Source organism: Ruegeria sp. E8 (genome assembly GCF_056533985.1).
Genome location: NZ_JBQFOY010000025.1, coordinates 19261 through 40383, shown reverse-complemented (window position 1 = coordinate 40383; position 21123 = coordinate 19261). Strand labels below are relative to the sequence as shown.

The following is a 21123-nucleotide window of genomic DNA, read 5'->3' as shown; positions in this document are numbered from 1 at the left end:
ACGATATCCATCTCTGGGGCAAGCTCACAGAACTTGGCCAGCTGCGCGTTGCGGAATTCCTCGGACTGAACCGAGGCGTAACCGCCGGTGGCCGCGCCATCCTGCTGTTCTTCCTCAAAATCCAGATAGACGAACTCGGCCCCCATCGATTCGACCTGCTCGGCCACTTCGGGGCGCACGTCGAACGCATAGGTGATTGCACCCAGCGAGGTCGAGGTCCCGATGGCGGCCAGACCAGCCACGCCTGCGCCGACGATAAGTACCTTTGCAGGCGGCACTTTACCGGCAGCCGTCACCTGACCGGTGAAGAAGCGACCAAAGTTGTTACCCGCTTCGATCACAGCGCGGTAGCCGGCGATATTGGCCATCGACGACAGCGCATCCATTTTCTGCGCACGCGAAATACGCGGCACCATTTCCATGGCGATCACATTTGCGCCCTTGGACTTGGCCAGCTCCATCCCCTCTTCGTTTCCGGCGGGATTGAAGAAGGAAATCAGGGTCTTATCCTTGGTCAGCCGCTTCAGTTCGGTCTCGTTGGGTTGGCGCACTTTTGCAACGATGTCGGCGTCCTTCCACAAAGATGCGGCAGTCTTTACAACCTCGACCCCAGCTTCTTCATACGTAGCATCTGAAAAGCCCGCAGCAGCGCCCGCGCCCTTCTCGATCAGACACTCATAGCCCAGTTTCTGCAACTGAGCCGCCGAGTCCGGAGTCATCGCGACCCGGTTCTCACCGTCAAATACTTCCTTTGGTGTGCCTATCTTCATACTTCTATACCCCCACCTGAATCGAAGCCCTGTCGACCATGGTTGAAAATTAGATTCCGGCCGGAATGTTGAGCGGGTCACGCTCGATCATTTTCGGCGCAGTCAGCGCTTTCCACTTACTCAGCGCTACATGTGCCGACGGGAATGCTGGGCGCGGAACGAAGCGGCCCCTGCCAGGCTGAGGTTGCGAGTTCTGACCCCAAGCCCAGATCACCTCACCGCGGCTGAGCGTATAGCGAGCGTTGGCATTGGTTTCCCACCCTTCGAACACGTTGTAGTCAAGGATCGAGTGGTGGTTCGAAACTGAAATCGTTTTGGTGATCTTGGGGTCCCAAACAACAATGTCAGCATCCGCGCCTTCCACAATCGCCCCTTTCTTGGGGTAGATGTTCAGAATTTTGGCTACGTTCGTACTGGTCGCCGCAACAAACTCGCTGGGCGTCAAACGACCCGTTTCAACACCCTCGGTCCACAAGACCGGCATCCGTTCCTCAAGACCGTTTGAGCCGTTCGGGATCAAACAGAAGTTGTCCTTGCCCATCAGCTTCTGCTCGCTTGAGAACGCGGCGTGGTCAGTGGCCACCACCTGGAGAGAGCCCGCCTGCAGTCCGGCCCACAAGCTGTCCTGATGGTCTTTGTTGCGGAAGGGCGGTGACATGACGCGACGGGCAGAATGCATCCAGTCGTCTTTGAAGTACTCGCTTTCGTCTAGTGTCAGGAACTGGATCAGCGGCTCGCCATACACGCGCATACCTTTCTGGCGGGCACGACGGATGGCCTCGTGCGCCTGTTCGCAGCTGACGTGAACGATGTACAGCGGTACTCCCGCAGCGTCCGCGATCGTGATGGCCCGGTTGGCCGCCTCACCTTCGAATTCCGCCGGACGCGAATAGGGATGGCCTTCGGGACCAGTTATGCCTTTGGCCAGCATTTCCTGCTGCATGTCCGCAACCAGGTCGCCATTTTCGGCGTGCACCATCGGAAGCGCACCCAGTTCCCTGCAGCGCTTGAACGAGGCGTACATTTCGTCGTCCTCGATCATCAGCGCGCCTTTGTAGGCCATAAAGTGCTTGAAAGAGTTCACGCCCATGTGGACGGCGTCTTTCATTTCGTCAAAGATGTTTTCGTTCCAGCCGGTGATGGCCATGTGATAGCCGATATCCGAGCAAATCTGAGGCGTCGACTTGCGGTGCCATTCGTTGATCGCGTTCTTGATCGAACCATCATCGCCGGGCAGGCAGAAATCCACAACCATCGTGGTACCCCCAACCGCCGCAGCCCAGGTACCGGTCTCAAACGTCTCGGCCGCGGTCGTGCCCATAAAGGGCATTTCCAGATGGGTGTGAGGGTCGATGCCGCCTGGAATGACGTACGCTCCTTCGGCGTCGATGTATTCGTCGCCGGCCAGGTTCTCACCGATTTGCTTGATCTTCTCACCATCGATGAGAACATCCGCTTTCCAGGTTCTGTCCGCAGTACAGACCGTACCACCCTTGATCACCTTCGTTGCCATCTAGCTCCTCCTTACCCGCATCACGATTGTTGAACTGGGCGATCTTCCTTCGGTATTCATCAGCCGGGCCGCACGGGTCCCGGTTTACGCGTCACTCGACCACCACGGCGGTTTCCAGCACGGCGTGCAGCAGAACATCCGCTCCTGCAGCGGCCCATTCTTTGGAGATTGCTTCTGCTTCGTTATGAGAAAGCCCGTCGACACAGGGACACATAATCATCGCTGTAGGCGCGACGTGGCTGATCCAGCAGGCATCGTGTCCCGCACCGGAAATAATCTCACGGTGGGAATAGCCCAGGTTTGCTGCGGCATTTCGAACTGCAGCGACACAGGTTTTGTCAAATTCGACCGGGTCAAATCCACCGGTTTTTTCGAATTCCACATCCAATTCAAGCTCTTCACAGATTTTGTGCGCTTCGATCTGCAATCGACGCTCCATATCCTTAATGACCGCGAGATCAGGAGAACGGAAATCGACCGTAAAGACCGCTTTACCCGGAATTACGTTGCGAGAGTTGGGATAAATCTCGTAGTGGCCGGCGGCGCCAACTGCGTGCGGCGCATGGCTCCACGCGATCTCGTTCACTTTGTCCAAAATGCGGGCCATTCCAAGAGCGGCGTTGCGGCGCATCGGCATAGGCGTCGACCCAGTATGGCTTTCCCTTCCGGTTATCGTGACCTGCGTCCAACTTAACCCCTGACCATGGGTGACGACGCCGATGTCTTTACCCTCGGCTTCCAGGATGGGTCCTTGTTCGATGTGAAGTTCGAAATACGCGTGCATCTTGCGCGCGCCGGTGACCTCTTCACCTTTCCAACCGATGCGCGCCAATTCGTCTCCGAATTTCTTGCCGTCTGCATCTTCAATGGCATACGCCCAATCCTGGGTGTGTATTCCAGCAAAAACACCAGAAGATACCATGGCCGGAGGGAAGCGCGTGCCCTCTTCATTGGTCCAGTTTGTTGCGATAACCGGGTGTTTCGTCTTAATTCCAAGATCATTCATCGTCCGAATGATCTCGAGTCCACCCAAAACACCGAGCACGCCGTCGTATTTTCCGCCCGTTGGTTGAGTGTCGAGATGAGAACCCACGTAAATTGGTAACGCGTCAGAGTCCGTGCCAGGACGTTCGGCAAACATATTCCCCATCTGGTCGACACCCATCGTACACCCGGCGCCCTTACACCATTGGCTGAATACATCGCGGCCCTGGCCGTCCGCGCGCGTCAGGGTTTGTCGATTGCACCCGCCAGCAACTCCGGGTCCAATTTTTGCCATCTCCTCGAGGGTGTCCCACAGACGGTCTGCATCGACCTTGAGATTCTGACCAGCTGACGACATGTTAACTCCCTTTTTTGACCCGCAAAATTGTGAACTGGCACAGGGATTTTCCATCTCAAGTGCCAGCAACAATGTTGCAAACTACGCTTTCTTCTTGAAATCATATTTTTACCATTTGGTCAAAATATAATTTTTACAGATGGTAAAATTTTGTGCGCTTTGGAATGTTACATCCATTATTCAAACACTTGTGATAAGTTGCGATGGAGCTATTTTGAGCTATTTTGGATCCCAACAATGTAAAGTGAGATGAGAATTTGCCCAACGAATCAATGGCCCGCGGATTTACGCGCATACAGTCACGCAAACGAGCCGAGATTTTTTCTGCAGCGCTGGAGGTTTTCTCAAAGTACGGCTATCGGGGATCGTCACTTGAACAGGTGGCAATACAGGCAAATTTGTCCAAGCAAAATATTCTATACTATTTCGACAACAAGCAGGCGATTTTTGTTGAGTTGATTCAGCAACTCATGGACCTTTGGCTTGAACCACTTGCGCGTATCGACTCCAATGGCGAGCCCGTGGAAGAAATCCTAAATTACGTCAGGCGAAAATTAAGTGTCTCAATGAACTATCCTCGAGAAAGTCGGCTCTTTGCCAATGAAGTTCTTCAAGGCGTCCCTAACATCGAACACCTGATCACAGGGCAGCTTAAGACGTTGGTCGAAGAGAAAGTTAAGGTCATTGAAACTTGGTCAAACGAAGGGAAAATTTCTGCCGTTGATCCTTACGAGCTTTTGTTTTCCATTTGGGCGACGACACAACATTATGCAGACTTCAGTACACAGATATCTCTAATCCGCCAACGTGACCAAAAAGAGCAGTTCGAGAAAGCTGAAGAATTTCTCATCACACTTTACACGTCCGCGCTCATAAATAAGGCCTGACCTTAACTGGTCAGGCCCCAATGTGCGCCTACTCACGCTAAACCTACGGCTCAGTTGAACTTTGGAATGATATGCTCACCGTAATCGGCGATGATTTTTTCTTCGTCGCCGTTGTCCAGATAGATATTGAACTGCGTAACGCCAGCGGTCTTCAATTCGTTAAGCTTCGCGATGTGCTCGTCAACTTCACCCAACACACAAAAGCCATCGATGATGTCTTCGGTGATGAAATCCAGGAACGGGTTCGTGCTCTCACCGTGCTTGGAGTAGTCATAGCCCTTGCGGTCTTTGATATACTCGGTCAGCGCTTTTGGGATGTCTTCGCGTTCATTGCCGTATTTCTCGACAATATCCGCGACGTGGTTGCCAACCATGGCCGGGAACCATTTGGTTGCTTCACGTCCGGCAGCGCGGTCACCGGTATAGGCCGGAGCAGCGGCCATAATGCCAAAATTTGACATGTCACGACCAGCGGCTTCACCCGCAGCCTTGGCCTGATCACCCAGCCATTTACAGATGGCAGGTTCAGCAATCTGAAGGATCAGACCATCACCAACTTTACCAGCAGATGCCAGTGCTTTCGGGCCATAAGCGCCAACCCAGACCGGCAATTCATATCCGGTCGACCAAGGCAGTTTGACGGGCGCAGGACACTCGCCATACTCGACTTCTTCGCCGCGGATCATCGCTTTGACTTTCAGCGTGAACTCTTCCAGACGCGCCAGTGTAGCCGGTTTTTTGCCCATTACACGAACCGAGCTGTCACCGCGACCCAAGCCGATATCCATACGGCCATTCGACTGCTTGGCCAATGAACCAAACAGCGACGCGGCCAGCGACCAGTCACGAGCGTTGGGGTTGGTCACACAGGGGCCAAAGCGCATGTTCTTAGTGTGCTCCATGCACATTGCGATGGCTGGGTAACACTCGCGCCAAAGGATGTGACTGTCGTAGAACCAACAATATGAAAAGCCTGCGTTTTCCGCCTGACGAACCAGTGCGCGTGCACGGTCTGGTTCAACAAAGCCTTTAAAACAAATGCCAAAATCCATGTTTTCCTCCTGTTTCGGCTGGGGATTAGTGATCCGGGGCCCAAATCTTGACACCGGCGTGCGAAAACGGCACGGCCTTCGAGATGTTGGTTCGAATGAGAATTGCGGTGATTGCCTCAACGCAGCGCGCGCTTTGCGCGGGGCCGGCGTTGTAGCAGGTCACGCCAAGCTTTTCGCAAAGCTCCATAACCTTCTTGCGGGCGGCCAATTGGTCACCGCAGACCAGAATGTCACAGTTGATGTCCCATTCTAGAGTGTTGAGTGTGGTTGCCGATACGTTGTGCAACGCACCGACGACCGGGATATCCGGTCCCAGCAGCGCTTGCGCGGCCTCCGTGGCCGACCCTTCTGGTGGCATATCGACAAGCTTGGGGTCACCGTCTTTCAGCGGCACCACGATGTCGACCAGAATCTTGCCGGCTAGTTTGGCTTTGATCCCGTCCAGCGTCACGTTATGGGCTGAGAACGGCACTGCTAGGACGACCATTTCATCCGCCATTGCGACTGCGGTGACATTGTCCATACCGGTAATCGTGGCTGACCCTTTCGGCAGTCGGGTGCTGATTTCTTCGGCGATTTCTGCGCCGCGCTCACCGTCGCGTGACCCAAGTGCCACGGGAACGCCTGCCCGTGCAAAACGTAGCGCAAGGCCCTGTCCCTGTGGGCCAGTGCCGCCAATGATTGCAATAGTCATCTGAACATATCCTCCGATTTGGTGCGCACCAGGTCAGATGCCTGGCCTTCTTCTTGGACTTTCCAGTTCAGTCCCCTGATCAAAACAAGTGGGGTCTGAGAAGACTTGTTGACCACCAGGCCGGACGCAGCGGCAATTTCGTCCCCAAATGCAGGTAAGGTCACCGCCATCTCGCGTCCGTGGGCATCCAACGATCCGATTTCGTTCTTGAGAGCAGGCAGACCAGCAGCTCCGATAGCAACGTTGACCTGACCCATGCGCCAGGGGCGCCCAAACGTATCCGAGATGACCAGTCCAAGCTTGCAACCAAACCGCGCAGTCAGCGCCATGTGGAGAGTTCGGGCCGAGGAATCTGGTTCTCGGGGCAGCAAAAGTGCTACATCCTCACCACCAATATTCGACTGATCCACGCCGGCATTGGCCGAGATATGACCGCTAACGTGTTCGCAGATCATTGTGCCTTCATTAGAATGTGGATGTTTGAAGGTTCTGACGACGCGGTTACTTTCACGAAGGACGACCTCAATTTTACGGGCGTCTTTGCTTAGTTCCCTGGCCAGATTTTGTGCTTCATCAGACGGTTCGACACTGTTCAAGTCAACCAACAGCCCTTCGGCTTTGGACACGACCTTCTGTGCTACCACCAACACATCAAAGTCCTGCAGCGTTGTATTTGCAGCAACCAGAGCGTCGCCGATGATTTGTGGCAGATCGCTATCGGGGGTTACCTCAGGCATCCCCGGTACAGCTGTTACTGAAATGGCTGTCATGCACTCGATCCATCGTTCTGACGCAACGCACGCAAGTGCTGCAAATCCTGAGACGTATCGATGTCAAAACGCATGTCACTATCGCGCAAGATGAAGCAGCCCAGGCCTAATTTCATTGCTTCTCGCCGATGCACCCGGAACGAGCCTGGACCATATCGGAAGGGAATTGCATCCGGTGGAGAAGCAAGCAGACAATTGGTGCCCCCGTCTGTCGCTTCGCAAAGCGCAATTTGACCTCGTTGCAAGTTCAGCCGCACCAATTTGGAAAGATCGTTTTCGGACAACAACGCCAGATCAGCAGGCAAGATTGCCATCTCGGCATAGCTGTGCTTCACGGCCCATTGCGCAGCGCGATCACATGCTGCATTCAGTCCGGAAGACCGAGCTTCAAGCAATACACCGGTTGCGCGACCTCTGCACAGGCTTTCGATCCGCGCACTTTCGGTCACGACCAAAACATCCACACCACAGTCAGCTCGTTCGATAACTTCAAGTGTGCGCTTGAACAGCCCCAGCGCCAGATCCTGACGTTCTTGATCGCTAAGACAACGGGCCAAGCGGGTTTTCGAGGCTGTGGGATCCTTCATGGGGATCGCGATCAACAAATTGGAGTTCGCCGTCATACCGACGCCTCCGCAACCCGATCAGCCATAGCAAGCTGGAGCAGTTGGCGCGCAAGGTTGACCTTATCTTCGCGGGATTTCATAACCGTTTGCTCGGCTATGACCCTCAACTCATCTGGATAAGTGCTTGACAGATCGGCTGTATCAACGCTGTCGATAACCAAGGTGTCGATTAATCCAGCGTAGTAATTCGCAATACTGGCGGTAGACGGCTCAAACCCAAGTGATTTGAGCATTTTGTCCGCTGGGCCCTTTATCGCTTTTCCACCGACCAGCGGGCTAACTGCGATTCTTGGAGCGCGAGTCGATCGCAAAGCATCCTCAATGCCAAATATGCCCAAAATCGGCTGTACCGACATCAGTGGGTTGCTGGGAGCAATAACAACAACATCCGCCTTCCGAATGGCTTCTACGGGTTTCAGGCTTGGAGCTGCTTCGCTCTGCCCTTGGTAGCGCAACTCCAAAACATCTGGTTCGCAACGATCTCGGACAAAATATTCTTGAAAACTCTGCCAACCCGCAGGTGTGCGTACCCGTGTCTGGATCACGTTTTCAGACGCCAACAGTAGTTTTGCAGGCACGTCAAACGCACGACATATCTCATCGGTGATACACTGACGTGAAGCTCCCTGACGCAGACGCATGGTTCTGAAGATATGAAGACCCAAATCCTTGTCGCCGAGGGTCATCCAAGTGTCTTGACCCAACTCGTTTAGGATCGACAGCGCACGATGGCCTTCATCAGCCACACCCCAGCCTTGAACACGGTCGATCCTATCGCTGAGCGTGTAGATCATCGTATCGACATCTGGCGACACCCAAAGGCCATGGAATTCCTCGTCGTCGGCCACGTTGCAGATAACCGTCAGATCAACATTGGGCAGGTGCGCTAGACCTTCAGCCATTTTCGCACCGCCAACGCCGCCCGCCAAAAGCGTCACCGCTATTTTTTGGTGCTCACTCATTGGGCTTGGGCCTTGTCTTTGAGGAAAGTCAAAGGATCCGCTCCAGAACGCTCTACCAGTGGCGCGAAGGGCTTGGGATCATGGTCATCAAAAACATCGAGCACGTCATAGACAGTATTCCGCTGCACTGGAACGCGGCCCGCATCGCGAATGATCTGAACCATTTCGACGGCGGTAATTTCTTGCCCATTGGCAGCTCCCGCCGAGCGCGAAATGCTTTCATTCATGAGCGTTCCGCCCAGATCATTCACTCCTCGATCCAGCATGAAATGCGCCCGGGCTGGGCCAAGCTTTGTCCAAGACACTTGAATATTGTCGATCCAGCCGTTCAGCAGAATGCGTGACACGGCGTGCATCTTTTCGGTCTCAGCGTCGGTCGGACCTGGGCGCACTAGTTCTGGGTTCGCGGTGTAAAGCGGCGATTCCGAATGCACAAAACTCAGCGGCACCAGCTCTGTGAAGCCTTCAGTTTCTTTCTGGATGTTACGCAATGTGCAGATGTGATTGGCCCAATCCTTGGGCCCGTCGATATGACCATACATGATTGTGGCCGTTGTCTGCATTCCGACCGAATGCGCCGCGCGAATGATCTCAATCCAGCGCTCTGTGCTCAGCTTGTTTTTCGTCAGCTGCATCCGGATTTCGGTATCCAAAATCTCAGCCGCTGTACCGGGCATGGACCCCAATCCGCACTCTTTCAAATCGGAAATGAAGTCCACATACGACATCTTGGTTTTCGATGCGCCGTACCAAATCTCGAATGGGGAAAACGCATGAATATGCATGTCTGGCAATTCAGCCTTAATGCCCAGAACGAGGTTCCGATATTCATCGCCCTGCATTTTTGGGTGCAGGCCACCCTGAATGCAAACCTCGGTCGCACCTCGGTTCCAGGCCTCTCTTGCACGCGCAACGACCTGATCAACGTTCAGCCATTCCGCGCGTTCGTCTTCTTTACGCTTGGCAAAGCCGCAGAACTTGCAGCCCATGTAGCAGATATTGGTGAAGTTGATGTTTCTATTGACGACGAAGGAAACCTTGTTGCCATTCTTCCTCGTCCGCAGCTCATCAGCGACTTTGGAGATTGCTGGAATATCCGCCCCTTCAGCCGAGAAAAGGCTAGTACCTTCAGTTTCCGAAATCTCTTCACCGTTTAATGCACGTTCAAGGATCCAGCGCACCTCACTGCTCAGACCCGAAGCGTCTTCGAGGAGTAGATCGAGATTAAAAACCGCTTTGTCTAGCATAGTTCTATCTCCTGATTTGTGGCCAACCCATCTGCCCGTGACTGCGCCAGCGCACGTTCGGCAATTTCCGGAGCCAAAAATTCGGACGCCCGCTGCAGATAGCTTGGATAAACCGTGAGCCTCTCTTGCAACCGATAGCCCGCGCGCTCGGAGTTCTTTGCCAATTGGCGTATTTCGGGCCATTCATGCTGAGGGTTGATGAAGTCGATCGTGACCGGTGAAATACCGCCCCAGTCATTAATCCCTGCCGATAGATATTCGATGTGCCGATTGCTCAGGTTCGGTGGAGCCTGAACACTGACATCCGGCGGCAAGACAATCCGCGCTGCGGCCAGTGTGCGCAGCATACCGTCCAAGCTGGGCTCTGGATGATCTTCCATCGCAATTCCGGGCTTGCGCTGGAAGTTTTGAACGATGACCTCCTGAATGTGGCCATGTTCCAGATGGGAATCGCGGATCGCATACAAGCTCTCCAAACGCTCTTCCCAAGTCTCACCAATCCCGATCAACAAGCCGGTTGTAAAAGGAACTTTCAGTTTTCCGGCGCGATCCAATGTCCGCAGACGTTGGATCGGGGTTTTGTCAGGGCAAGCGTAGTGAGGCATCCCCTTGCGGGTCAGTCGACGGCTGACGGTTTCAAGCATCATGCCCATCGAAGCGCTGACGGGCCGGAGTTTGGTCAACTCGTCCTCGGTCAATGACCCAGCGTTCACATGGGGGAGCAATTCTGTCTCATCCAGAACCAGCCGACACATATCGGCCAGGTAATCGACAAGCGTTTCGTACCCGTAGGCCTGAAGGGCCGCTTTGGCCTTTTCATATCGAAGTTCCGGCTTCTCGCCGAGGCTGAACAAAAGTTCTTTGCATCCCTTGGCCTCACCAGATTTTGCAGATGCCAGCACTTGTTCGGGCGACATCAGCTGCGCTGCAGGATCGTCAGGGTGTTTTACGAAAGTGCAATAGCCGCAAGTGTCTCGGCACATATTCGTCAAGGGCACAAATACTTTCCGAGAATAGGTGACAACATCGCCCCAGTGACTTTTTCGGATTCGCGACGCGCGATCCAGAAGTTGACTGGTTTCCGCCTGCAGTAAGGACAGACTTTCTCGGGATTCTTGATCAGACATAAAATCTCCTCCGAGAAAACTTTTACCTTTTGGTCAATTTTTTTTCAATATTTTTTTACCATTTGGTCAATTTTTGCGCAATACCTGCTTTCACTGCCAATAAAATAGAGGGATCGCCACGACTCCACTGTCGGATCAATCAAGGTTGCTCACGCCGCTAACCGTTGCGGAAAACCCAAGCCGATTCAGGACCTTGTTTGTGATCTTGCAGCCTAATCCAGGTGGAGAGGCACCATGTTGGACGAATACACAACCTTCGCTTCAAGCCTGTTTCCAAGATTGGGACGTCGCCGCAAATTCGGCCAAGAACAACAGCGAAATTTACGGCAAACCTATGCAAGCCCAGCTGTCCAGCAGGTACCGTCCAGAGAATCCCCTTCGCAGTTAATAGACTCAGCGTATGACTTCAAACTTCCGAAGTGCGGATGGTTTTGAAGATAAGCGGAGTTTGCGGAGAGATCGTCGGGCCAATTCCAATCGCCTCCAGAACAGCTTGTCGCGCTGCATCGGCCGAGGCCTCATCAGCTGCGTGAACTCGAACCAGCAACGAACCCGGCTCAACAGGACTGGACAATTTGACGATGTTCTCCAGTCCGACGGAGGGGTCGATCGTGTCTTGTTCTACCCTTCGACCAGCGCCCAGATTTGCGACCGCCAACCCAAGTCTTTCACCGTCTATTGTGTTGATAAAACCGGCCTCTGGTGACAGTACGTCTCTGACTACTGGCGCTTTGGGAAGTAAGCTTCGCCAGTTCTCAACAAAGTCAGATGGGCCGTCCAGTTCGGCCACCATCGCCCCGAACACTTCGGCGGCGTGACCGGAAGACAGCGCGTTGCGGATCTTTGCCGCTCCGTCTTCTGCATCCGTTGCTAAACCGCTGTCGGCAAGCAAAATGCCTCCAAGGGTGGATGACAGGCTCGCCAATCTGCGATCGACCTGCCCTTCAAGGGCCAGCATGGCTTCCGCCAGCTCCAACGCCCCGCCCATTGAAGTTGCAAGCGGCTGGTTCAAGTCGGTAACAACGGCGCTGCACCGGCTACCCAATGAATTTGCAGTCGTGACCATCAGCCGAGCAAGATCAACGGCGATTGCAGCCGATTTGATAAAAGCGCCAGACCCGTATTTGACATCCAGAACAAGTCCATCGACGCCAGCCGCGAGCTTCTTCGACAGAATGGACGCCGTAATCAACTCTTTGCTTTCCACGGTCGACGTGACGTCGCGAATTTCGAACATGATGCGGTCTGCAGGTGCAATTTCTTCGCTCGCACTGACAATGGCACATCTGGTTTTGCGCACAACCTCCTGAAACCGGTCAACGCTCAGATTGTAATCAATGCCAGGAATAGATTTTAGGCTGTCCAATGTCCCCCCAGCGTGGCCCAGGCTGCGACCCGAGACCATTGGAACATATGCCCCACACGCAGCTAAAGCGGGAGCAAGCACAATGCTTGTACAGTCTCCCACGCCGCCAGTTGAGTGCTTGTCCAACACCGGTCCCGCCAAGTCCCACGCTAGTTGAGCACCGCTGGCGCACATAGCCCTGGTAAGGGCCAATTGACCCGGTTGATCCAATCCATGGATACAGGTCGCCATAGTGAAAGCCGCGATTTGAGCGCTGCTAATCTCGCCTTCAACAATACCCCGAACAAACTCATTGATATCTTCTGGCGCCGGGTGCTTGCCAGTGCGCGACTTGGATAAAAAAGCACGAATATCCATTTTTACGTCCTCCCCATTCAATCCAGCCTTCAAAAACCTCAACTGCTATTTTCGTTCTGACAGCTCCTGTTTTTAAATCTTGGCATTTTTTTACCATTTGGTCAATTTTTGTTCTGCATCCTGGATTGACTTGTTATTGAGTATGATTTGGCGGCCTGCATTCGTCCGTATCGCGATACGAAAACTTGAACTGCCTGCCGCTGGTGTAACCGTACCCTAGGTCATGTTGACAAATGGCGGATCCAAAGGCGGATCGAAGTGATATCCACAAAGCCGAGGAAGCTTTCGGGGGTCGATTACGGTTGGGTGCTAAATTGCCCTTTAGGCGTTTTTGGGATCGAGTGCGGCTGAGTGCAGAACAAGGCGTTCAATAATTTCTGAATGGTTGGATACCGACCCTTCGCCATGCAATGCTCGGGCTGAAAAGACGCGCAACCGAACGGACCTTTGCGTATCTATTTCACCGTTTGATGCTTCGACGCGGAAGGATACTTGGTGAAGATCAAAGCTTACCTAGGTTTAGGCAGCCGGTATTCCTATCTGGCATCAACGCAGCTTAACAGAATTGCCCGTGAAACAGGCGCTGAGTTTGACTGGATTCCTGTGAACTCTGTTGACTTGATCAATCGCGCTAGACCTGACGGTTCGCCGTTCGAGAATTCGGTTCTCGCTGGCCAATACGCACCGAAATTCCGTGAACAAGAGGTTGTGTCGCAAACTTTGAACTGAGATTGACGAGCACTCAGTTTTCGCAGTCTGTTCCCGTCGAATAGATTTCGAACAGGTTTTAAGTATGATCTCTCTGAAAGGCTGCCACTTTCCCAAGGATGCAGTTCTTTACGCTGTATATTTCTATTTGCGGTACACAGTGTCGTATCGTGATTTGGAAGAGATCACGGCCGAACGCGTCGTGCAGGTGGACCACGCTACTCTCAACAGGTGGGTTGTTAAGTATTCGTCGACGATCGCCGCGAGCGCGCAATCGAAGAAGCGACCAACGCTGAGTTCCTGGCGCATGGACGAAACCTACATTCGTGTGCGCGGGAAGTGGATGTATCTTTATCGAGCAGTCGACAAAGCGGGAAATACCCTTGATTTCATGCTATCTGAGCGACGTAATCGTCCAGCAGCCACCAGGTTCTTTGCCAAAGCACTGTCGTCAAACGGGATCCCAAACAAAATCGTCATAGACAAGAGTGGCGCAAATGCAGCTGGCATTCGAGAAGTGAACAGGATCCTGAAGCGGTTCGGGTGCTCTGCGAAAGTACAGACGATTAGGTCCAAATACCTAAACAACATGATCGAGCAGGATCACAGATTCATCAAACGACGCGTGCGGCACATGTGCGGGTTCAAGTCGTTCGAATCCGCTTCCGCCACTTTGGACGGCATCGAGGTCGCCAACATGATCCGGAGGTTTTGTTGCAAAGATTTGAGCCCGTTGAGTTGTTTCAGTAACCGCTTGTGCGTCAGGTGGCGAGCTCAGCGAACTGTTGAAATGGGCAGAGTCCGGGTGTGATTTGACCTTTGCGGATCATGTGCGCCACTTCTATTCCGTCGAGCGTTGCCGCCGCTGAAGCAAAGGCCTTGAACCCCAGCATTGGCCGCGTGCGTCTCTTGATGAAACGGTGGTCCTGTTCCACGATGTTGTTCAAGTATTTCCGCCTTACCATCTCAATTGGGATCGGGCAGCCAAAGCTTTTCAACATCTTGTTGATCGCCTTAATGCCAGCAGTATTGGCCCCGCTTTTGTCGATCACAATCTTCCTCGGCATTCCATTGATCTCCAACATCCTGGCGAAGAACTTGGTGGCAGCTGGTTTGTTGCGACGCCGTGAAGGCTTTGTCGCAAAATTTTCTGAAGTATGATCGCCAGCTGGAGGTCGCTGTGTTTAGCCGGCTAGAAGCGCTAATTGCTTAAATGGGCAGACTCCGACTCCGAACTGGCCTTTGCGGATCATGTGCGCAACTTCAATCCCATCCAGCGTAGCGGAGGCGGAAGCGAACGACTTGAATCCCAGCATTGGACGGATCCGGCGTTTGATGAAACGATGGTCCTGTTCAATGAGATTGTTAAGGTACTTCCGACGCAACATCTCAATTGAAATTGGACATCCAAAACTCTTGAGCATGGTGTTGACGGCTTTGATACCAGCAGTGTTGGCGCCGCTCTTGTCGATGACGATCTTGCGGGGAAGACCGTTGAGTTCGAGAGCGCGGGCGAAGAATTTGGTTGCTGCGGCTTTGTTTCGGCGCTTGGACAACATGAAATCAAGCGTCTTGCCGTGTTTGTCAATGGCTCGATACAGATACACCCAGCTGCCCTTCACACGAACATAAGTTTCATCCATCCGCCAAGAACGGTCGCAGATACGTTTCTGACGACGTGCCTTGTCTGCGACCAGTGGCGAATAATTGACGACCCAACGGTTCAGTGTCGCGTGATCGACGGATACACCACGTTCGGCAAGGATTTCTTCCAGGTCGCGGTACGACACCGAGTAACGCAGGTAAAAGAAAACAGCGTGTAAGATTACTTCCTTTGGAAAATGCGCGCCCTTGAACGAAATCGTCACGGTTTGCCCCTTTCGAAATCCGTGACGCCATTATCATGAGGACCCAAGCTCAACCAGAGGGTCTAAAAGTTTGCGACAAAGCCGATCCGGGAAACAAATCCCACTGCATAGCGACAAAACGCCTATGAACCACACGCATTTACAATGCCTCTTCCCCGTTTGTGCGCAATATTCAAACATTTTGCTCTTTACATTAGCTACGCCACTATATCATTTTTACACCCGATAAGTATCGCTTATCACTTTTGATTGCCTGTGCCGCGAAATACCGCCAGAATGCGGCGCATGACACCACCCGCGAAGCCACCCGCACCCTATCTCCCGGCCACCTCCCCTGCCCTCTCGGACACAGATCAGGAGGCGCTGACCGATCTCTATATCCGCGGCACGCCGGCCAATACGCTGCGGGCTTATGAGCGCGATCTGCTTTATGTCACGGCGTGGAAATCTACCCGGTTCAGCGCCGCTTTGGACTGGCCCGAGTCTGAGGCCACAGCACTGGCCTTCATCCTCGATCACGCCCGTGACCTGAGCGATGCCCCGGACACAGACATCGCGCGACAGACGGCAGAAAGACTGATCGTGCAGGGGCTGAGAAAAAGTCTCGCCTGTCCAGCCCCGTCGACGCTGGACCGGCGCATCGCCTCCTGGCTGGCCTTCCACCGGATGAAGAACCTCGCCAGCCCCTTCGGCGCCCCGCAAGTCAAACAGGCCCGGTCCAAGGCCCGTCGTGCCGCGGCCCGGCCCACTGCCCCAAAATCGCAGCATCCGATCACCCGTGACATTCTCGAGCAGTTGTTGGCTACCTGTCGGGGAAGCCGCCGCGATTGCCGAGATCGGGCGGTCCTGATGCTGGGCTGGGCCTCGGGCGGACGTCGGCGCTCGGAACTGACCGGGCTGATGCGCGAGGACGTGGCGCTGAAGGAGTTTGAGGAGAAAGGTCGGGTCTGGATCTCGCTGTTGGAGACCAAGACCACCCAAAAGGGTGAGACGCCCCGGCTGGTGTTGAAGGGCCGCGCGGCGCAGGCGCTGGTGCATTGGATCGAGGTTGGAGGAATCGAAGATGGCCCCTTGTTCCGCCCGATCTCCAAGGCCGACCGAGTTCTGAAACGCCGCCTATCGCCGGATGCGATCTATCAGATCGTCAAACACCGGTTGCAAATGGCTGGGCTACCGGAGGGGTTTGCCTCACCGCACGGACTGCGCTCGGGCTTCCTGACCCAGGCTGCACTCGACGGGGCCCCAATCCAGGCCGCCATGCGCCTATCCCTGCACCGGTCCATGGCTCAGGCGCAAAAATACTACGATGATGTGGATATTGCCGAAAACCCAGCGACCGATCTGTTGGGGTGAGCATTCACCCAATCAGCTCAACTACCCCCTACCCTTTCCTGATACCCTTTTTATCATGCACCTCGCTCATTCATGACCTCGGCTATCGGCAGGACAGGCTCCACTCAAAGTGGAGCATACAGAGAAGTTTCACGCGAATGCCTGTTTGATTTGCGGAAAGTATACCTCTGAATTGAGAGCCCAGAACTCTCATCTACCGGGTTTACAACTGTAAACCACCCTGCTCTGATACAAAGCGCATGTAGTCTACCGGTCGGCGTAGCCCACAATATAGGCGAAAATTCTTGACTTAGGGCAGTGAATCACGGCTGTTTGTCTCAAGTGGCGCGAAAATGACCACATTCTTTTATTTGAGGCAACTACATGATTCCCGTGACACCACTTACGGCAGATCGACCATCGGCACTCGCCACGGAAATTTCCGAGAGATTGAACTCGGCTATCCGAGAGCATCTTCTTGCGGCCTTTGCACCTGACAACACAAAATCACTGCGCACGTTCGCAGCACCAGAAGCGGCCGAACTTTTGGGCGTCTCAGGTCAATTCATGCGCAAAGTCCACTCAGAAGGTACAATTCCTGAACCAAAAGACGTGCGAAGCGGTCGACGTTATTATACCGCCCAAGAGATTTGGGAGGCGCGCGAAACGCTTGAGAAGACCTCGCGCAAACAAGGACGCTACATCCCTCGACGGACTGAAGGAGAAAAACTTCAAGTCTGGCAGTTGATGAACTTCAAGGGCGGCAGCAGCAAAAGCACAACAACAATTCACTTGGCTCATTTTTTCGCGCTTCGCGGATACCGTGTGCTGGCCGTTGACCTAGACCCCCAAGGCTCGCTTACATCCATGTGCGGCATCAGCCCTGAAATTGAGTTCGATGGGCTAACGATATACGATGCCATTCGCTATGAAGATCCGGTTAATATGGCAGATGTCGTGCTCCCGACATATTTCCCCGGGTTGTCAGTTGCACCGTCACGGCTTGTTCTTTCTGAATTTGAGACGGAATCCGCCGTCCACTCCAACCCTGACCATCCGTTTTTTACGAGAATACGGAATGCTCTGGCCCAAGTGGAAGACGATTTTGACCTTGTTCTTATTGATAGCCCACCTCAACTCGGATTCCTGACCATCGCGGGGATGGCGGCCGCCAGTTCTTTGCTCGTGCCGTTAACACCTTCCATGTTGGACGTGTCTTCGACAGCTCAATTTCTCGAACTTGCTGGTGCTTATATGGCTGTCATTGAAGACGCCGGCGCCACTCTTGAATACGACAGCTTCAAGTTCCTGATAACACGTGACGAACCAACAGACGTTCCATCTCAACAGCTAGCTTCGTTCATGCGAGCACTGTTTCAGGACCGCGTTATGTCAGCAACGGCACTGAAGAGCACTGCAATCAGCGACGCCACAATGCTCAAGCAGTCGATCTACGAGGTTGTGCGTTCGGAAATGACACGCGCAACCTATGACCGGGCAAAGAACTCAATGGATGCGATCGGCTCTGAGGTAGAGCAAATGATCCACCAAGCATGGGGACGTAGCTAATGGCTAGAAAATCTCTTCAAGAAATGTCGGGTATAGCGAGCACGATTGCGCGTTCTGGAGTTAAGACTGCAGATAAGCCGGTAAAGGCAAACGCCCCTGCCCTCGGCGCGCTTCAAGGATCCCTTGCCGCCATCAGAGAAATTGACCCGGCTCTTATAGACGATTGGGGGCCGATTGATCGGCTTGGTGAGTTTACAGCTGTAAACCCTGATGAAGATGACGACAGCTTTGAGAGCTTGAAGTCAAGTATCCAAGACGGTGGCCAACAAGTTCCCATTCTTGTCAGAAAATCAAAGTCCGACGGCCGATACGAGGCAATTTATGGGAGGAGGAGGCTCAAAGCCTGTCGTGAACTCGACATAAAAGTCCGTGCTAATGTTCAGGATATCGACGATGCTTCAGCGCTTCTCGCCAAGGGGCTTGAGAATGCTGCGAGGCGCAATCTTTCCTTCTACGAGAAAGCACGTTTCGCCGAGGCGATCCTGACTTCCGGGCATGACACTGCAACAGTGCGGCAAGTATTGAACCTTTCGAAATCAGGGCTGTCTCACCTGACAAAAGTTACGCAACATGTTCCTGCAAAGATTGGTGACATGATCGGCGCAGCCCCAAAATCTGGCCGCCCAAAATGGACCGTGCTTGCAGAACAATTCGTTGCAGGCAAGCTGGTAGAAGATGAAGCTGCAAACCTACTTGCAACCATTGAGCCATCAATGTCGTCGGATGATCGGCTGGAAATGCTTCTAAAAGCAGCTGCCAAACGTGGTGCGCGACAAAAAGAAGGTGCAGCCGAAGTCAGCCCAATCGAAGGCGTTACAATCAAATCCACAAACGGATCACTAACAGTTTCGGTCAAAAGAACCGGAGCTAACGCTGGCTTCGCTAACTGGTTGGACAAAAACATGGCTGAAATCATCAAGCGCTCACACGCTGAGTTTACAGCTGTAAACGCCGAGAAAAAGAACTGAGGACGAGCAGAAAGGAGGAAGGCAAACAAACAAAACCCCCGAAACCGGAGCTTCGAGGGCTGCTGCGCAAAGCGCAATTCTTAGATTAGACACCTAGAATCTAGCAGCACCCGAATCGCCATACAAGAAAAAACGCTCTTGAGCGAACGGGTAATTTTTGTCTGCCGATAGATAATTATGAAAACACTACAAACATTGGCTCCAAATGGAGCAACCTTGTCGAAAACGGCAGGGCAGGGGATTTGTACGCCAAAAAAATGGATGCTTCTTCGGGCCGTTGAAGAGGCCAGAGAACCTCTTGGGATAAAATCCACAACTCTCAATGTCCTGAGAGCGATGATTTCCTTTATGAGTGGGGATCAGATTTCTGCGGATCAGGATGATCATCATATCTGCTTCGCTTCCAACGTAGCGATCGCCAAACGAACTCATGTCAGCGTGCAGACTGTTGAACGCCATATCTCGGCGCTGGTTGAGCTTGGGCTTATCCGTCGCGTCATGAGCGCAAACGGTAAACGTTGGGCACGTCGGAACCGACAGGGCAGGGTGGTCACTGCAACTGGACTGTCCTTGATGCCTTTATCTGAACGGCACTCTGAGTTCATCCAGGAAGCCCAGAGGCACGCTGATCGAGTTCTCGAGTTCACTGTACTCCGCGACAAGGTATCGGCCGCTCTGGCGCGCCTCAGAGAGCTCGTGGCAGACGACACCGCGATCTCAGATTTAATGGCCACAGTGCGCAATGCTCTGCGTCGCAAACCAGAAGCAAATGTACTAGGCGAACTTCTGGCGGAGATCTCTGTGGAAATCTCCCAGATAAAACAGGCAGACACAGAAAATTTGAGGGCCAATGACCATGAAAATGAGGGGCACAAAGAGGACTCTTTGAATCCGATAGTTAAGAAAGAAAAATATTCTCAGATTCAAGTTTCTCCAGATCAAATGGAGCGCAGCTTTCCACGTTTGTGTTCGGAACTTCGCTTTGCCCGGGATCAGTCACATTGTGACCGGCTTATGGACGATATCGCCGAGTACCTACGATTTGGTCAGACCTGGTATGCTATGAAATCTACATATGACCCAGCTCTCCGTTTCATGGTGCTCGGATATATCTTTCAACGAGCTGAGAACATAAAATCTCACCAAGCCTATTTGATCTCACTGATCTCGAAAATCGATCGGGGAGATATGCAACCAACCGCATTGTTGACGCATAGTTCAAAAATCCGCGGAAGTGCAGGCCATACCCATGATATCTCCTCACGCTCATGAGTTCAGAACAATAGGTGCAGTACATGCCATCGGTCTATTGTGAATTGAATGCCAATGTATTACATTGTACTACAATACGGAAACAGGTGATTACGATGAATACCAGCCCATATTCAATCCGTCTCGATGAAGACCTGAGAAAGACCCTGGAACGGGAAGCTGCGATCGAAGATCGACCGCCTGCACAACTCGCCGTACGGGCAATTAGAATGATGTTAGAATCCAAGGCTGCTAAACGTGCAGCCATTGATGCGGCTGTTGAAAAAGCAGACCAAGGCAAGTTCATAACGGCAGACGAAATGAATGCCTGGATAGACAGCTGGGATACCGAGAATGAACTTTCGGCTCCGGTAGCAAGCGGGCGATCCAATAGCCAATGAAGATTATATTTCTCGAAGATACGGCCCGGGACATTCAATGGTTCCGTTACTACTACACGTCAGTTTTTCCTGAAGGCAGCGAAAAGGCACGAACTCAGCTCAAAGCCATTCAGCTTACTCTTGCAGCCAACCCTTATGCAGGTCACCCGAGTGACACACGCCGAGACATACGGGAGCTTTCAGTGCCGCGAACCCCATTCACACTGATCTATCGTGTAATGCCCACCCAGATAGAAATTCTGCGTCTCTGGGATACCCGGCAGGGCGCGGATTACTGAAACTAGGCGTTTAAATTGGTGGCATCAGGAGGGCA

General features: G+C 53.1%; 21 protein-coding genes and 1 pseudogene. 9 read left to right on the top strand and 13 right to left on the bottom strand.

Annotation, left to right across the window (positions count from 1 at the left end; genetic code table 11):
* The 3 genes from ACR0LF_RS21515 to ACR0LF_RS21505 form a co-directional block, all read right to left on the bottom strand.
* On the bottom strand, positions 1 to 770 hold a 770-nt coding region (locus ACR0LF_RS21515; protein ID WP_480856468.1), incomplete at its 3' end, for a Re/Si-specific NAD(P)(+) transhydrogenase subunit alpha.
* A 49-nt stretch (positions 771 to 819) separates the two neighbouring features.
* Positions 820 to 2283, bottom strand: a complete 1464-nt coding sequence (gene hydA, locus ACR0LF_RS21510; RefSeq protein ID WP_480583329.1) for a dihydropyrimidinase — start codon at positions 2281 to 2283, stop codon at positions 820 to 822.
* 91 nt (positions 2284 to 2374) lie between these two features.
* A complete protein-coding gene (locus ACR0LF_RS21505; protein ID WP_480583427.1) occupies positions 2375 to 3625 on the bottom strand; it encodes a Zn-dependent hydrolase in 1251 nt (416 codons plus the stop codon).
* Positions 3626 to 3882: 257 nt separating this feature from the next.
* Here ACR0LF_RS21505 and ACR0LF_RS21500 point away from each other — a divergent pair, with 257 nt between their 5' ends.
* Positions 3883 to 4512, top strand: coding sequence for a TetR family transcriptional regulator C-terminal domain-containing protein (locus ACR0LF_RS21500; protein ID WP_480856467.1), 630 nt, complete (start codon positions 3883 to 3885; stop codon positions 4510 to 4512).
* Positions 4513 to 4562: 50 nt separating this feature from the next.
* On the opposite strand, the gene ACR0LF_RS21495 is transcribed toward ACR0LF_RS21500, so the two are convergent.
* The 8 genes from ACR0LF_RS21495 to ACR0LF_RS21460 all read right to left on the bottom strand — a co-directional run bounded on the left by ACR0LF_RS21495 (position 4563) and on the right by ACR0LF_RS21460 (position 12746).
* Positions 4563 to 5564 (bottom strand): TIGR03842 family LLM class F420-dependent oxidoreductase, encoded by a 1002-nt coding sequence (locus ACR0LF_RS21495; protein ID WP_480583334.1) that lies wholly within the window; start codon positions 5562 to 5564, stop codon positions 4563 to 4565.
* Positions 5565 to 5589: 25 nt separating this feature from the next.
* The gene (gene npdG, locus ACR0LF_RS21490; RefSeq protein WP_480583338.1) at positions 5590 to 6258 is read right to left on the bottom strand and encodes an NADPH-dependent F420 reductase; all 669 of its coding nucleotides are present in this window, start codon (positions 6256 to 6258) and stop codon (positions 5590 to 5592) included.
* Positions 6255 to 7028: a coenzyme F420-0:L-glutamate ligase gene (gene cofE, locus ACR0LF_RS21485; RefSeq protein ID WP_480583341.1), complete on the bottom strand. Its 774-nt coding sequence runs from the start codon at positions 7026 to 7028 to the stop codon at positions 6255 to 6257. Before cofE ends, npdG begins: the two co-directional genes overlap by 4 nt.
* A complete protein-coding gene (gene cofC / locus ACR0LF_RS21480) occupies positions 7025 to 7651 on the bottom strand; it encodes a 2-phospho-L-lactate guanylyltransferase (protein WP_480583344.1) in 627 nt (208 codons plus the stop codon). The genes cofE and cofC overlap by 4 nt, the downstream gene beginning before the upstream one ends.
* Positions 7648 to 8616: a 2-phospho-L-lactate transferase gene (gene cofD, locus ACR0LF_RS21475; protein WP_480583348.1), complete on the bottom strand. Its 969-nt coding sequence runs from the start codon at positions 8614 to 8616 to the stop codon at positions 7648 to 7650. Before cofD ends, cofC begins: the two co-directional genes overlap by 4 nt.
* Positions 8613 to 9863 (bottom strand): 5-amino-6-(D-ribitylamino)uracil--L-tyrosine 4-hydroxyphenyl transferase CofH, encoded by a 1251-nt coding sequence (gene cofH, locus ACR0LF_RS21470; protein ID WP_480583351.1) that lies wholly within the window; start codon positions 9861 to 9863, stop codon positions 8613 to 8615. The genes cofD and cofH overlap by 4 nt, the downstream gene beginning before the upstream one ends.
* On the bottom strand, positions 9857 to 10990 hold the full coding sequence (cofG, locus tag ACR0LF_RS21465) for a 7,8-didemethyl-8-hydroxy-5-deazariboflavin synthase CofG (protein ID WP_480583354.1): 1134 nt from the start codon (positions 10988 to 10990) through the stop codon (positions 9857 to 9859). The genes cofH and cofG overlap by 7 nt, the downstream gene beginning before the upstream one ends.
* Positions 10991 to 11396: 406 nt before the next feature.
* Complete coding sequence (locus ACR0LF_RS21460) at positions 11397 to 12746, bottom strand: thymidine phosphorylase (protein WP_480583356.1); 1350 nt, start codon at positions 12744 to 12746, stop codon at positions 11397 to 11399.
* Positions 12747 to 13208: 462 nt separating this feature from the next.
* Between ACR0LF_RS21460 and ACR0LF_RS21455 the strand changes: the two genes are divergently transcribed.
* Both ACR0LF_RS21455 and ACR0LF_RS21450 read left to right on the top strand, forming a co-directional pair.
* Positions 13209 to 13442, top strand: coding sequence for a hypothetical protein (locus ACR0LF_RS21455; RefSeq protein ID WP_480583359.1), 234 nt, complete (start codon positions 13209 to 13211; stop codon positions 13440 to 13442).
* A gap of 64 nt (positions 13443 to 13506) precedes the next feature.
* Positions 13507 to 14232 carry an IS6 family transposase gene (locus ACR0LF_RS21450; RefSeq protein ID WP_480583362.1) on the top strand — a complete coding sequence of 242 codons (726 nt, stop codon included), beginning with the start codon at positions 13507 to 13509 and terminating at the stop codon, positions 14230 to 14232.
* Here the strand turns inward: ACR0LF_RS21450 and ACR0LF_RS21445 are convergent.
* Both ACR0LF_RS21445 and ACR0LF_RS21440 read right to left on the bottom strand, forming a co-directional pair.
* Positions 14183 to 14572 (bottom strand): annotated as a pseudogene (locus tag ACR0LF_RS21445) (DDE-type integrase/transposase/recombinase); the annotation flags it as partial. The gene ACR0LF_RS21450 and the pseudogene ACR0LF_RS21445 sit on opposite strands and share 50 nt — an antisense overlap.
* Before the next feature lie 33 nt (positions 14573 to 14605).
* Positions 14606 to 15289, bottom strand: coding sequence for an IS6 family transposase (locus ACR0LF_RS21440; protein WP_480583387.1), 684 nt, complete (start codon positions 15287 to 15289; stop codon positions 14606 to 14608).
* Between the two features lie 285 nt (positions 15290 to 15574).
* On the opposite strand from ACR0LF_RS21440, the gene ACR0LF_RS21435 reads away from it, so the two are divergent.
* From ACR0LF_RS21435 to ACR0LF_RS21410, 6 genes are all read left to right on the top strand, one after another.
* On the top strand, positions 15575 to 16642 hold the full coding sequence (locus tag ACR0LF_RS21435; RefSeq protein WP_480583389.1) for a tyrosine-type recombinase/integrase: 1068 nt from the start codon (positions 15575 to 15577) through the stop codon (positions 16640 to 16642).
* 363 nt (positions 16643 to 17005) lie between these two features.
* Positions 17006 to 18190: a plasmid partitioning protein RepA gene (gene repA, locus ACR0LF_RS21430; protein ID WP_142638730.1), complete on the top strand. Its 1185-nt coding sequence runs from the start codon at positions 17006 to 17008 to the stop codon at positions 18188 to 18190.
* Positions 18190 to 19158 carry a plasmid partitioning protein RepB gene (gene repB, locus ACR0LF_RS21425; RefSeq protein ID WP_480583393.1) on the top strand — a complete coding sequence of 323 codons (969 nt, stop codon included), beginning with the start codon at positions 18190 to 18192 and terminating at the stop codon, positions 19156 to 19158. The genes repA and repB overlap by 1 nt, the downstream gene beginning before the upstream one ends.
* A 177-nt stretch (positions 19159 to 19335) precedes the next feature.
* Positions 19336 to 20430, top strand: a complete 1095-nt coding sequence (locus ACR0LF_RS21420) for a helix-turn-helix domain-containing protein (protein WP_480583396.1) — start codon at positions 19336 to 19338, stop codon at positions 20428 to 20430.
* A 95-nt stretch (positions 20431 to 20525) separates the two neighbouring features.
* Positions 20526 to 20810, top strand: coding sequence for a CopG family ribbon-helix-helix protein (locus tag ACR0LF_RS21415; protein WP_480583399.1), 285 nt, complete (start codon positions 20526 to 20528; stop codon positions 20808 to 20810).
* Positions 20807 to 21088, top strand: a complete 282-nt coding sequence (locus ACR0LF_RS21410) for a type II toxin-antitoxin system RelE/ParE family toxin (protein ID WP_142638738.1) — start codon at positions 20807 to 20809, stop codon at positions 21086 to 21088. The genes ACR0LF_RS21415 and ACR0LF_RS21410 overlap by 4 nt, the downstream gene beginning before the upstream one ends.
* Positions 21089 to 21123: the final 35 nt, after the last annotated feature.

Bases quoted from the DNA above. Each gene is read 5' to 3' on its own strand.
- cofE (WP_480583341.1), bottom strand. From the start codon at position 7,028: ATGACAGCCATTTCAGTAACAGCTGTACCGGGGATGCCTGAGGTAACC.
- cofG (WP_480583354.1), bottom strand. From the start codon at position 10,990: ATGTCTGATCAAGAATCCCGAGAAAGTCTGTCCTTACTGCAGGCGGAA.
- ACR0LF_RS21505 (WP_480583427.1), bottom strand. From the start codon at position 3,625: ATGTCGTCAGCTGGTCAGAATCTCAAGGTCGATGCAGACCGTCTGTGG.
- cofD (WP_480583348.1), bottom strand. From the start codon at position 8,616: ATGAGTGAGCACCAAAAAATAGCGGTGACGCTTTTGGCGGGCGGCGTT.
- repB (WP_480583393.1), top strand. From the start codon at position 18,190: ATGGCTAGAAAATCTCTTCAAGAAATGTCGGGTATAGCGAGCACGATT.
- ACR0LF_RS21415 (WP_480583399.1), top strand. From the start codon at position 20,526: ATGAATACCAGCCCATATTCAATCCGTCTCGATGAAGACCTGAGAAAG.
- ACR0LF_RS21435 (WP_480583389.1), top strand. From the start codon at position 15,575: ATGACACCACCCGCGAAGCCACCCGCACCCTATCTCCCGGCCACCTCC.
- ACR0LF_RS21420 (WP_480583396.1), top strand. From the start codon at position 19,336: ATGAAAACACTACAAACATTGGCTCCAAATGGAGCAACCTTGTCGAAA.
- ACR0LF_RS21495 (WP_480583334.1), bottom strand. From the start codon at position 5,564: ATGGATTTTGGCATTTGTTTTAAAGGCTTTGTTGAACCAGACCGTGCA.
- cofC (WP_480583344.1), bottom strand. From the start codon at position 7,651: ATGACGGCGAACTCCAATTTGTTGATCGCGATCCCCATGAAGGATCCC.
- npdG (WP_480583338.1), bottom strand. From the start codon at position 6,258: ATGACTATTGCAATCATTGGCGGCACTGGCCCACAGGGACAGGGCCTT.
- ACR0LF_RS21450 (WP_480583362.1), top strand. From the start codon at position 13,507: ATGATCTCTCTGAAAGGCTGCCACTTTCCCAAGGATGCAGTTCTTTAC.
- ACR0LF_RS21410 (WP_142638738.1), top strand. From the start codon at position 20,807: ATGAAGATTATATTTCTCGAAGATACGGCCCGGGACATTCAATGGTTC.
- cofH (WP_480583351.1), bottom strand. From the start codon at position 9,863: ATGCTAGACAAAGCGGTTTTTAATCTCGATCTACTCCTCGAAGACGCT.
- hydA (WP_480583329.1), bottom strand. From the start codon at position 2,283: ATGGCAACGAAGGTGATCAAGGGTGGTACGGTCTGTACTGCGGACAGA.
- repA (WP_142638730.1), top strand. From the start codon at position 17,006: ATGATTCCCGTGACACCACTTACGGCAGATCGACCATCGGCACTCGCC.